We start from the raw sequence: 11,796 nt of genomic DNA on the forward strand, positions 1-11,796 counted from the left end.
TGTTCTCCTTAAAGGCCTTTGCGGAACTGGATAAAGCCTGGGCGTTCGGCGATGCGTTCATACAACTGGATCGCGGTGGCATTGGTTTCGTGGGTCAACCAGTGGACCTTACAGCAGCCGTCGGCCTTGGCGGTGGCGTAGACGAACTCAATCAGCTTGCGGCCGACACCGGTGCCGCGTTGGGACGGATCCACCAACAGGTCCTGCAGGTAGCAGGAATTCTCGATGCTCCAGTTGGAGCGATGGTAGATAAAGTTGACCATGCCCACCGCCTTGCCGTCCTGCCAGGCGAGCGCCGAATGGGTCGGCTCGCCGGCGTCGATCAGGCGCTGCCAGGTGCTTTGGCTCACGGCGTCGGGCAACTCGGTGTTGTAGAACTTCAAGTACGCCTGCCACAGCGGCAACCAGGCGGCGTGGTCGGCGGCGGTGACGGGGCGGATGTCGATCTGGCTCATTCTGAAACTCCTTGGGGAATAAAGCGCGCGAGGTTCTGGTCGCGCACATCCGGGCTGGCAGCCAGGCCTTCGCGCACGCCAGCGATGTCTTCGGCGCTGCGGTTCTGGCTGAGTTTGCGCTTGCCGATCAGGCGCTCGATCGGCAGCGCAAAGCCGACGATGGCCTTGAGCATGCCGTCGATGTAATCGGCCGGGGCGTCGCTGACTTTCCACGATTGCGCGCGGCCGCCTTCGTGGCGGTCGGTGAGGGCGCCCACCAGCGTGAGCAGGCGCTCGGCGTCGGTGAATACCTGTGGCAGGCCGTAGGCGTGCACCGCCAGGTAGTTCCAGGTTGGCACCACTTTGCCGTGCTCGGCCTTGGCCGGGTAGAACGCCGGGCTGATGTAGGCCTCGGCGCCGGCAAAGATCACCAGCGCTTCGGCGCCGTTTTGCAGGTCGTGCCATTGGCGATTGGCCTTGGCCAAGTGGCCGTAGAGGGTGCCATTGGGGCCTTCATCGGGGTTGAGCAGCAACGGCAAATGGCTGGCCACCAGGCCTTGCTCGCCGAAGGTCACCAACTGCGCGAGGCGCGTGTGGTGCATCAGTTGCTGCAGTTCGGGCAGATCGTCGAGAGCAAAGGCGCGGGGTGTGTACATGAAGATTTTCCTTGGCGAATGCCTGCATCCTAGGCAGGCTAATGGTTCGTTGTAAGAGCCATCTAATGCCAATTTGATAGGTCCAATCCGATGCCGCCGATCGAGCCACCGCTGTCGTTCAACCCCGCCGGCATCGAGTTGGACCGCCGCCACGGCCTCACGCGCCAGCTGTACCAGGCCTTGCGCCAACGGGTGCTGGACGGGCGGCTGGTCAGCGGCACCAGGCTGCCCGCCAGCCGCGACCTGGCGGCGGCACTGTCGATCTCGCGTAACAGCGTGGTGCGCGCCTACGACCAGCTGTATGCCGAAGGCTTTATCGAAGGGCGGGTCGGCGACGGCACCTATGTGGCGCAGTTGCCACAACCCCCAGGGACTGCAAAAAAACTATCCACAAAAGTATCCACAGGGTTTTCAACAGGCTTATCCCCAGGGTTATCCACAGATTGGCTGGATTTGCCGGTGATTCCCTCCAGTCAAGTTATCCACAGCGCGGCGTTGGGGCGCGTGGAAAACAACCATTTGCCACTGCCGCCGACGGGGCCGCCACGGGCTTTTCGGGTGGGGGTGCCGGCCTTCGATCTGTTCCCGTTTGACGTTTGGGCCAAGCTGAACGCGGCTTTCTGGCGCAAGCCGGACCTGCAGCAGCTGTGTTACGGCGACCCGGTGGGGGATGCGCGTTTGCGCGGCCTGATCGCCGCGTATCTACGCAGCTCACGCGGCCTGCAATGCAGCGCTGAGCAAATAGTGATCACCAGTGGCGCGCAGCAGGCCATCAGCCTTTGTGCACAGTTGCTGGTGACGCCCGGCGACGGCGTGGCGATTGAAAACCCGGGGTACCGCGCCGCAGGTCATGCCTTCGCAATTGCCGGGGCAAAACTGCACGGGGTGGCGGTGGACAGCGAAGGCATCGATTGCGCGGCGCTGAACGCCATCGAGGATTGCCGCCTGGCCTATGTCACGCCGTCTCATCAGTACCCGTTGGGCGTAGTGATGAGTCTGGCGCGGCGCCTTGAGTTGCTGGCCTGGGCCGAGCGCACGGGTGGCTGGATCATCGAGGACGACTACGACGGCGAATACCGTTACAGCGGCGCACCCTTGGCGCCACTGGCGGCGTTGGACCGCAGCGGGCGGGTGCTCTACGTCGGTACCTTCGGCAAGGTCGCGTTCCCGGCATTGCGCCTGGGGTATCTGGTGTTGCCCGCCGAGATGGTGCAGGCCTTTGCCCGACGCCGCGCGGTGGATGTGCGCCATTCCGAGGTCAGCACCCAGGCGGTAATGGCTGAGTTCATGGCCGCCGGGCATTTCCAGCGGCATGTACGTCGCATGCGGCGCGCCGCCTTGAGCCGGCGCAATGTGCTATTGGCCGAATGGCCCCAGGCGATCCCCGGCGTTGGCCCGTTGCCAGCCGTGGCGGCGGGGCTGCATTTGACCGTGCCGGTCGATAGCCTGGCGCGCGAACGTGAGCTGATCGAGCAGGCCACCTCCGTCGGGGTGGAAATCAATGGGTTGAGCAGCTATTCGCTGCCCAATTCCAGTGGCTCGGCGCAGCCACTTACCGGCCTGGTGCTGGGGTTTGCGGCGGTGCCGGAGGCGCAGATCAGCCTTGCCTTGGAGTACTTGGGCCAGGTTTGGGGCTAGCCGTACCGCTGGTGCCGGGGGTGGGTGTTGGGGCTGGGCTCAAAAACAGCGACCGGGCCAATTGCGGGCCGATCTTGCTGCGATAGATTTCCCGGGCCTGTTCGGGCGTCGCGGCCCGCTCGTCGAAGGCCCCACCGAGGCGGCGTTGGGCCAGGGTTTTCAGGTGGGCCGTGGTGTACCGTTCATCCTGCGTGTCCAGGGCTTCATAGTGAAAATGGGCATACCACAGTGGCTGTCTGGTTTTTTTGTCGCGGATTTCATACTCCTGCATGAAGCCCTTTTTGGCCCTGAGCTTTTGGCGCTTGCCCACCGGCTCAATGCTGATTTCACCCTCCCTGGACAGTATTTCGAGGTGGGCCGCGGTTGGCGGGCGTGCCTTGAGCATCTCGATATTGACGCGCCGTGCTTCGCTGTAGAGCCTTTTTACCTCTTCGTTGAGGCGCTGGGTCACGGTCACGGCGGCGGTGTTGTCGGTCTCGTTACTGGCGTTGGAAGCGCTATCGATTGTCTGGCTGGCCTGTTCCAGCTTTTGCGCCTGGCGTTGGTATTTCTCCACAACTTCTACCGGCAAGCGTTGGGTGTCGCTAGCAAGCAGTTGGGTGCGCTGGATAAAACCTTCGGCATCGTTAAGCAAGGCGCGGCCGCGTTTGAGGCTGTTGGCCAGGCTCAAGGTGGGCGTGCGGCTGGTCTTGGGCTGGGCGGGTTGACGTTGAACCCAGACATCCGGGTGTTTTTCGTGGAAGGTCGCAATGACTTGGCCGGTCATGGGCGCCTTGACGTCGTACAGGTCCGGTTCGTGTTCGCGCGGCTCACCGACCATGAAGCCCTTGCGGGTCTTGATGATTTTTCGTTTGGGCGGCGGCGGCGCGGTCGACGGGCCAGGCTTGGGCTCCAGGGCTTTTTGCTCACGCAGGGCGCTTTGCAACTGCTTCGCGACCCGTTGGGCGAATTCTTCGATGTGTTTGCGGGCCTGTTCCACGGACTCTTGCAGTATGCCCGCCGGGTGTTCGCTTGAAAGGTCCAGCAGGTCCTGGTTGACCACGGCGAACTGGTCGACCAGGTCGTCCAGCACCTCGATATGTTGGGCAAGATGGGATTCCGGCAGCGCGTCAGCCAGCAAGCACGCGCTTTGAATGGCGATGTCGGCCGAATCGATGATGTCGTTGACGCGGGTGCGCGCATCGGCCACGGCGGCCGACGCGTTTTCCCGTACGCACGCATAACGCGACCTGGAGACCCGAAAGGCCTTTAGGTCGTCGAGGTCAAACTTCGGCAGCTTGGTACGAGTGCGCAGTTCCAGGGTCGCGCCCTCGGCGCCCAAGCCCTTGAGTTCCTTGAACCGCGAATGGATGTAGTCATAGAGATTGATCATGCTCTGGGTTGCGTTGGCCAGGCGCTGTTGCTCGGCGCGGGTCATGACGTCGCGGGTGGCTGGATTTTTTGCCGCTAGCAGGTCGGCACGGAAGGTGACTATCTGCTCGCCGATCCCCGCCTCTGCGATCAGCAGCTGCTGTTCCACGTACCTGAGCATGCAGCGGGTGTAGTCCGGCACACTGTCGAGAATGTTCAATGCTTTGAGCCGGGAAATCTGGGTGTCGTAGTCGGTGCGGCGTAAGTCCAGGGCCTCAAGGTAGGTGGCGAGTGCCGCCGGTGCCATTTCCGGTGGCGCGGCCCGGCTGGCGGCACGTGCGGCCTCCAGCACCGCGTGTTGTTCCGGCCTCGCGTGGTCGAAGGCGTCCATCTGCACGCGCAGTTCCTTGATGGTGGCGGGTTTGAGGCTGCGGTTTTTTTTCAATCGGCTGCGCAGCCCCGCGCCGCGCAGGCGCAAGCGCGTATCGATGAACCACTGGCCTGCGCGGTTGTTGATCAGCAAGGGGCCGAGGCGGGTGGGTTGCTGGGTGTCGGCGATCATCACCGCGTCATTTTCATCCACCACCACCTGGAACCAGCGCTCGCCCACTGGGGCATACCAGTGAGTGTCCAGGGGGTACAGATGCTGGTACGCGTCGGGCGCGGTCTGTTGCGCGCCGAGGTTTTCGGGCCTGGGCACGGCGAAGCTGTCGAGGGTAGTCTTCAGGCTCAAGGTCTTGCGGGCCAAGGCCCCCAGGGTATGCAGGGACGACTCGTGGCCCGCAGGCAATTGCGCGGTTTCGATATTTGGCAGTTGGCTGATTGGCGCTTTTTTCGGTGTGGGGGCGAGCGCTTCCAGGTCCGCGGCTATGGCCTCTGTGCTGCGGCCAGCGGGCGCATTGCGGGTGGCCAGGTGCAGCGCGAGGGCCATGCCGAGGTTGAGGAAAATATCGGTGAGGGCGGACCATTTGGCGTCACTGTCGCCCGTTTCGCTGGCGTCGACCACTTGCTGCACATCCTCGATCAGTTGATTGATCCAGGCCGCCGCGCCCACGGTCTTGCCCAGGAACGGCAGGGCTGCGTTGAAGATCAGCCAGCCGGCGTGCTTGAAACTCTCCCAACGCGCCTCGGCATTGGACACCGATTGTTTATCCGCCAGCTCCACCAGCGCCTCGGCATTGGACTTGAACAGCGACGCCAGCGCGTCTTCATGCAGTATCTCGTTGCCGATTATCACTTGGCCGCTCATGGTCAGGGCGGTCAAGGGTTCGACCAGCAGCTTGGACAGAACCCAGGGTGAGGTCAGCGAACCGGGAAACACGAACTGCGCGTATTCAAACCGCACGCTGTCGGGCAGCCAGGCCAGCACCGACTGGCGCACCGACGTGGTCTGCTTGATGGCGTAAATCAGGTTGTTCGGCGAGGCAAACTGCAGCAACGGTTTATCGAACAGTGGGCGGTACAACAGGCACGGGCCGCTGGTGGTGTCCTGGGGGCCGATGACGAACATGTTGCCGACCCGGTCGGCAGCCTGGCTCAGGCGCCGCGTGGGAACAAACGCCAGGGGGCGGATGACGATGGGCTGGCCGTCCACGCGCCGTTGGTTGGGGTCGGTTTCCATCGCCGCGCAGATGTAGCGATAGCCTTGCTCGTCGACGCCGTATTGATTGCGCATCTTGCACTGCAAGGCCAACAGCGGCAGCTGCTGGCGCAGTTGGTCGACATAAAGGGTTTGCCGGCTCAGGGACTGGGCAGGGTCGGCGAGCAGGGTGTCCTTGATCAGCTTGGGGTATTGCTCGCCGATGTTGACCTCGCTGATCAACGCCAGCAGGTAGTCCACGGTCATCCAGCTCGGCAGGTCGCGGCCGTTCTGGTAGTGCGCGCGCTTGTTGCCCAATGGCAGGGCGATGAGGTTTTCGAGGGCCAACTGGGCCAGGCTGAACGTGGCGGTATCGACCAGGCCGGGTGCGGTAAATAGCCCCCAGACCACTTGGCTGGTGACCGTAATGTGCACATGGGCCAGTTTGAGCGTCAGTTGCTGCTCAAGCTGGGTGGTGTCGCCCAGGCCCAGGCTTTGCTTTTGCTCGGTCGTAAGGTTCGCGGCCATGGCGTTGGCGATGGCTTGCAGCGTGTACTCGCCAATCGGCGCAATACCTTCCTGGAAGGTTTTATGGTTGTTGGTGCTGTTCAGGGCGGCGAGGTCGAGCATGCGCCGGCTATAGCTGGACAGGTCGGCGGCGGCCGCGTCCCGCAGCCAGTCGGGCAGTGCGTCACCGATCTTTTCCAGCTTGACCCGGTCGGCTGTCGACAGTTGGCCAAACTCGGGTCGTTGGTGCTCGGTCGCGCCATTGACCGGTTGCGTGAGCGCGTTGAGTTCGCCAAGGGCTTCGATTTGCAGGCCGATCAAGATGCAGGCCTGGTGTTCGAAGAAATTCCCCTCAGGCTCATACAATCGCCATTGCAGCGGATCGTCCGTCAGGAGGGCAGTGTGCATGATCAGTGTTCGACCGAGGGTTTCCAGGTCGTCGAATTGCTCATAGCCGGTCGCAATCGAGTACGTCAGGATCATCGTGCGTTGCTCGTGGGTGCCGATCAGGATCGCGAGCGAGGCCAGGCTGACGTGTTCGGTGTGGCTGGCGATGGTGATATCGACGTCCATCAAGTAGGTACGGGTAGCGTACTTGTCGTTGGGCAGGCGCGTGGCGTAATCGGGGAACACGAACACGTTCCTGGCCATGGCCCGCTCGTCCTCGTCCCAATTCACCGAGCTGGGGAGATCCCAGGCCTTTTGCAGGTTGCTCGCCAAGGCTTGCCAGCGTGTGCCGCGAGGGCCGGCGGTGGCGTTCCAGAAGGCCAGTTGCTGTTCCTGGTACGCGGTGAACAGCACCGGCGCCAGCTCATTGATCAACCGGCCGATGGCGTCGATGCGTACCGGCAGGTGCAGGTCCGGGCCGCTGGTGTGCCGGTAGGTCAGGTAGTGTTCGCCGTCGATATAGACCACCGGCTTTTCGGACACCGCCTGCCAGGCCAGCGCCCCGGTGAGCGATTCACTGGAGGGCTCGCCGGGCACGAGTTCATTGTTGTCGACGATCAGCCAATGGGGCGAGACCACAATGGCCTGGTCCGGGTCGATGTCTTGCTCGGGGTACAGCTCTTTCAACGCGGGGCGCAAGGTATTGGCCGCTACCTCGCGTATCGACGGGCCGGTGGTGAGTTGGGTGAGCAGCAGGCTGGTGTTGGCGGTAACGGTTGGGGCCTGAGCCATGGAGCGATTCCTTGCTGACAAAAAGGCGGTGGGAGCGCCAGAAAGTAGCGAGGTGTAAAGCGGGTGGGGCGGTAGTTAACTGTTCAATGGCGAGGCCTTTGTGGCGAGCGGGCTCGCCACAGGAGATTTTGCACGGCGCGGGTCAGGTGCCGGATTTGATCTTGGTCCAGGCGCGGGTCCTGGCGCGCTCTGCATCACGGCCCAGGGGTTTCAAGGTGTAGAGCGTGCTCATGGCCGCCTCGGTCGGGTACAGATTGGGGTTGTTGCGGATCGCCGGGTCGACCAGGCTGGTCGCATCCTTGTTGGGGTTGGGATAGCCGACAAAGTCGCTGATCGGCGCGATCACCCCGGGCTGCAGCAGGTAGTTGATGAAGGTGTACGCGTCCCCGGGGTTTTTCGCGCCCTTGGGAATGGCGAGCATGTCGAACCAGATCGGCGCGCCTTCCTTGGGCAAGCGCATGTCCACGGTCACGCCGTTCTTGGCTTCCTTGGCACGGTTGGCGGCCTGGGAGAAGCTGCCGGAATAGCCGACGGCCACGCAGATGTCGCCGTTGGCAATGTCCGCCATGTACTTGGACGAATGGAAGTAGGTGATGTAGGGGCGAATCTTCATCAGCAGCGCTTCGGCTTTTACGTAGTCCTTGGGGTTGCTGCTGTTGGGGTCCAGGCCCAGGTGCTGCAGGGCCAGCGGCAGAATTTCCGACGGCGAATCAAGCAGGGCAACGCCGCATTGCTTGAGCTTGCTGATGTTCTCTTCCTTGAAGATCAGGTCCCAGCTGTCCACCGGGGCATCGGCGCCGAGTGCGGCCTTGACCTTGTCCGGGTTGAAGCCGATCAGGATGGTGCCGTACATGTACGGCACGGCGAATTTGTTGCCGGGGTCGTTGGCCTCGATCAGCTTCATCAGCTTGGGGTCGAGGTGGTTCCAGTTCGGCAACTGGCTGCGGTCCAGGGGCTGGAACACGCCGGCTTCGATCTGCTTGGCGAGGAACACGTTGGACGGCACCACCACGTCATAGCCGGAGTTGCCGGTGAGCAGCTTGGCTTCCAGCGCCTCGTTGGTGTCGAAGATGTCATAGACCAGCTTGACCTTGGGGTTCTGCGCCTTGAAATCCTCCAGCGCCTTGGGGGTGATGTAGTCGAACCAGTTATAGACCCGCAGGGTTTTTTCCTCGGCCTGCGCGGCGGCGCTTAACACGGCGGCGCAGAGCGCCAGAGACGTGAGCATCTTCATTGGGCTGCTTCCTCGAAACCTTCAAGAACGTTGACGGCATTGATGCCGATTTCTTCCACCGCGTAACCGCCTTCCATCACAAACAGCGTCGGCTTGCCGAGCCGCGCGATGCGCGCGCCCATGGCCAGGTAGTCCGGGCTGTCGAGCTTGAACTGTGAGATCGGGTCGTCCTTGAACGTGTCGACGCCCAGGGAGACCACGATGACCTGCGCGCCGTAGCGCTCGATCTCGGCGCAAGCCTGCTCCAGCGCGGCGCTCCAGGTGTCCCAGCCGGCACCGGCGGGCAGCGGGTAGTTGAAGTTGAAGCCCTCGCCGGGCCCTTCGCCCAACTCATCGGCATAACCGAGGAAGAACGGAAACTCGGCTTCCGGGTGGCCGTGGATCGAGGTGAACAGCACGTCGCTGCGTTCGTAGAAAATCGACTGGGTGCCGTTGCCGTGGTGGTAGTCGACGTCGAGGATCGCGACCTTTTTGTGGCCTTGATCGAGAAACGCCTGGGCGGCAATCGCTGCGTTGTTGAGGTAGCAATAGCCGCCCATCAAATCGCCGGCGGCGTGATGGCCCGGCGGACGACATAGGGCGAAGGCACTGCGGGCGCCTTGCTGGATCGCCTGTTGCGCGGTGAGGGCGACCTGGGCCGCACTGTAAGCGGCTTGCCAGGTGCCGGCGGTGATCGGTGCGCCGCCGTCAAAGCTGTAATAGCCGAGTTGGCCGTGCAGGCTGGTGGGCAACACGCGGCGCAGGGTGCGGGCGGGCCAGGTGTAGGGCAGCAGGTCGCCGTCCTGGTTGAACTCGGTCCAGCGCGCCCACGCGCCTTTGAAGAAGTCGAGGTAGTCGCTGCTGTGGATGCGTTGCAGCGGCGCCAGGCCAAAGTCTTCGGGCGCCTGCACCGGGCCCAGTTCGCGGTCCTTGACCCGTTGCAGCACATGGTCGGCGCGCGAGGGCATTTCGAAGCAGGGCATCAGTTGCCCGTCCATCAATTCGCAGCGGCCGTGGTGCAGGTGGTGATCGTCCGAGTAGATCGTCAGCATTTTGTTGTTCTCCGCAGGCTGTGTCGGTGCATGCAGTCTTGCGGTGGGCGAGGTTTATGAGAACGGCAGGAGCGGCCAAAAGGGGATATATATGGCCAAAGTGTCTGTCCGAAATTCGCCCCTCAATGGGGCGTCACGCGCGAAATTGGCTCGGCGCCACGCCGCTCCAGCGCACGAACGCATGCCGAAAGCTCGCGGTTTCGCTGAACCCCAGCGCTTCGGCAATCCGGTAGATCGGCCACGCATCCTCGCCCAGCAGCTGCTTGGCCCGCTCGAAGCGTAGCTCGTCGAGCAGTTCCTGGTAGCTGCACCCCTGGTCGTGCAAGTGTCGGCGCAGGGTGCGCGCCGAGCAGTTCAGCTGTTGCGCCAGCCCTTCAAGGCCCGGCGCTGCCTGCAACTGGCTGGCAAGCAACTGGCGGATGCGCCCCAGCCAGGCCTGGCGCCCAGTGAACTCGAGGTTCTGTTTGCGGCAGCGCTCGGCCATGGCCTGGTGGGTAATCGCGTCGGCCAGCGGCAGCGGTTGGTCGAGCCAGCGTTTGTCGAAGGCGAAGGCGTTCGCGGTGGCTTGAAACTGCAGCGGGCAGTCGAAGCGTTCACGGTAGTGCGCCTGATAGTCCGGCGCGTCGTATTCAAAGCGCGCGCCGAGCAATGGCAGCGGGTGGCCGAGCAGGTCGTCGCAGATGACTTTCAGCGATACCAGGCAGAACTCGACGTTGAAGGTTTCCAGGCTCGGGTTCTCGCGGTAATCGCTGGCGCAGAACCAGATGCGCTCGCCATCCTCGACCAGGCTCAGCTCGAAAAGTGTTCCCAACAGCGCCGGATAACGCAGCGCCAGGCGCAAAGCGTCACCGAAGGTGGCACTGGTGAGCAGGGCATAACCGAGCATGCCGTAGGACGAAACATGCATGCGCCGGCCCAGTTCCAGGCCGATATCGCGCTGCAACGCCACGGCGTTGGCGCACACGCGCATTTCCTGGTTGGTGGTGATGCGCGTGTCGGCACGGCTCAGATCCGCCGCGCAGATGCCGCTGCCTTCGAGCAGGGTTTCGCCAGGCAGGCCCTGGTCCTTGAAGGCGCCGAGCACCAGCGACACGGCATTGAGGGTGGTGAGGTGGGAATGCAGCATGGGAACTTCCAGCCAGGGGATGGCTGGAAGGGGAGCAAGTTACATGCCGGTCAGCTCAGCTCGCCGCACAGGTCGAGTTCGACCAGGCGCCGCACTTCGGCGTTGGCAAGGTCCGCGCCGAGCAGCGCGTTGAGCTTGCCGAACGCTGCCTCACGGGTCATCCCGCCGCCCGACAACACGCCCACGCCACGCAAACGACTGCCGGCTTCGTACACGTCCAGCTCCACGCCGCCTTCATGACATTGGGTGATCGCGACCACGACCACGCCCTTGTCCCGGGCGCGCTGCAGGCTGGCCAGGAACGCCGGGTTGTCGCTTGGCCCGGTGCCGCTGCCGAAGCATTCGAGCACCAGCGCCTGGATGCCGCTGTCGACCAGCGCGTCCAGCTGCACGGCGGCAATGCCTGGTACCAGCGGGAGCACGCCGACGTTGGCCAAGGCCTTGTCGTGACGGTAATCCAGCGCGTCCGGGACGTTGCTGGCTTTGGCCACGCCGCCGTTGCGTTGCAGCGCGGCAAACGGGTGGCGACCAAAGCTGCGGATTTTCGCGCAACGGGTCGGCGCCATCAGCGCGCCGTGGAAGTACAGCTGCACCCCCGGCGCCTGGCCTGCGCCCAATGCCGCGAGGGCACCACTGACGTTTTCCCAGGCGTCGCTGTCGGGCACGCCGGCCGGCAGCATCGAACCGGTAAACAGCACCGGCGCGGGCAGGCCGAGCAGTTGGAAGCTCATGGCCGCCGCACTGTAGGCCAGGGTGTCGGTGCCGTGCAGGATCAGCACGGCGTCGCAGCCCTCGTCCACGGCCTCAATGACCGCGACACGCAGGCGCTGCCAGTAGGCGGGGGTCATGTTGGCGCTGTCGATCAGCGGCGCCATTTCACGAAAGCGCCAGGCCGGCACTGCGGCGTTGGCGAGCTGTTCGCGCATGCGCGCTTCGAAACCCGACGCAGGCGCCAGGCCGTTGGCGCTGGCCTGCATGCCGATGGTGCCGCCGGTGTAGAGCACCATCACGTTGTTAGCTGGTTGCATAAAAACTCCTGAACGAAAAACGCCGCCGGGCCCA

8 protein-coding genes are annotated in these 11,796 nt (G+C 63.5%); 1 reads left to right on the plus strand and 7 read right to left on the minus strand.

Annotation, left to right across the window (positions count from 1 at the left end):
* Positions 1 to 8: 8 nt before the first annotated feature.
* On the minus strand, positions 9 to 455 hold the full coding sequence (locus AC0IYH_RS09180; protein WP_116627051.1) for a GNAT family N-acetyltransferase: 447 nt from the start codon (positions 453 to 455) through the stop codon (positions 9 to 11).
* Positions 452 to 1,090 carry an FMN-binding negative transcriptional regulator gene (locus tag AC0IYH_RS09185; RefSeq protein WP_471833965.1) on the minus strand — a complete coding sequence of 213 codons (639 nt, stop codon included), beginning with the start codon at positions 1,088 to 1,090 and terminating at the stop codon, positions 452 to 454. The genes AC0IYH_RS09180 and AC0IYH_RS09185 overlap by 4 nt, the downstream gene beginning before the upstream one ends.
* Before the next feature lie 90 nt (positions 1,091 to 1,180).
* Between AC0IYH_RS09185 and pdxR the strand changes: the two genes are divergently transcribed.
* Positions 1,181 to 2,728 carry a MocR-like pyridoxine biosynthesis transcription factor PdxR gene (gene pdxR, locus AC0IYH_RS09190; RefSeq protein ID WP_471833967.1) on the plus strand — a complete coding sequence of 516 codons (1,548 nt, stop codon included), beginning with the start codon at positions 1,181 to 1,183 and terminating at the stop codon, positions 2,726 to 2,728.
* On the opposite strand, the gene AC0IYH_RS09195 is transcribed toward pdxR, so the two are convergent.
* From AC0IYH_RS09195 to AC0IYH_RS09215, 5 genes are all read right to left on the minus strand, one after another.
* Entirely contained in the window at positions 2,688 to 7,343 is a 4,656-nt protein-coding gene (locus AC0IYH_RS09195; RefSeq protein WP_471833969.1) for a dermonecrotic toxin domain-containing protein, read from the minus strand. The genes pdxR and AC0IYH_RS09195 overlap by 41 nt on opposite strands.
* A 142-nt stretch (positions 7,344 to 7,485) precedes the next feature.
* Positions 7,486 to 8,577, minus strand: a complete 1,092-nt coding sequence (locus AC0IYH_RS09200) for a polyamine ABC transporter substrate-binding protein (RefSeq protein ID WP_471833970.1) — start codon at positions 8,575 to 8,577, stop codon at positions 7,486 to 7,488.
* Entirely contained in the window at positions 8,574 to 9,608 is a 1,035-nt protein-coding gene (locus AC0IYH_RS09205) for a histone deacetylase family protein (RefSeq protein WP_471833972.1), read from the minus strand. Before AC0IYH_RS09205 ends, AC0IYH_RS09200 begins: the two co-directional genes overlap by 4 nt.
* Before the next feature lie 133 nt (positions 9,609 to 9,741).
* Entirely contained in the window at positions 9,742 to 10,734 is a 993-nt protein-coding gene (locus AC0IYH_RS09210) for an AraC family transcriptional regulator (protein WP_471833974.1), read from the minus strand.
* 50 nt (positions 10,735 to 10,784) lie between these two features.
* Positions 10,785 to 11,762 (minus strand): asparaginase, encoded by a 978-nt coding sequence (locus AC0IYH_RS09215; RefSeq protein WP_471833975.1) that lies wholly within the window; start codon positions 11,760 to 11,762, stop codon positions 10,785 to 10,787.
* Between the last annotated feature and the right edge of the window lie 34 nt (positions 11,763 to 11,796).

The sequence above is a fragment of the Pseudomonas sp. AC463 genome (assembly GCF_979253585.1).

Excerpts from the sequence above, each read along its gene's own strand:
- pdxR (WP_471833967.1), top strand. The coding sequence starts at position 1,181 with ATGCCGCCGATCGAGCCACCGCTGTCGTTCAACCCCGCCGGCATCGAG.
- AC0IYH_RS09200 (WP_471833970.1), bottom strand. The coding sequence starts at position 8,577 with ATGAAGATGCTCACGTCTCTGGCGCTCTGCGCCGCCGTGTTAAGCGCC.
- AC0IYH_RS09205 (WP_471833972.1), bottom strand. The coding sequence starts at position 9,608 with ATGCTGACGATCTACTCGGACGATCACCACCTGCACCACGGCCGCTGC.
- AC0IYH_RS09215 (WP_471833975.1), bottom strand. The coding sequence starts at position 11,762 with ATGCAACCAGCTAACAACGTGATGGTGCTCTACACCGGCGGCACCATC.
- AC0IYH_RS09210 (WP_471833974.1), bottom strand. The coding sequence starts at position 10,734 with ATGCTGCATTCCCACCTCACCACCCTCAATGCCGTGTCGCTGGTGCTC.
- AC0IYH_RS09185 (WP_471833965.1), bottom strand. The coding sequence starts at position 1,090 with ATGTACACACCCCGCGCCTTTGCTCTCGACGATCTGCCCGAACTGCAG.
- AC0IYH_RS09180 (WP_116627051.1), bottom strand. The coding sequence starts at position 455 with ATGAGCCAGATCGACATCCGCCCCGTCACCGCCGCCGACCACGCCGCC.
- AC0IYH_RS09195 (WP_471833969.1), bottom strand. The coding sequence starts at position 7,343 with ATGGCTCAGGCCCCAACCGTTACCGCCAACACCAGCCTGCTGCTCACC.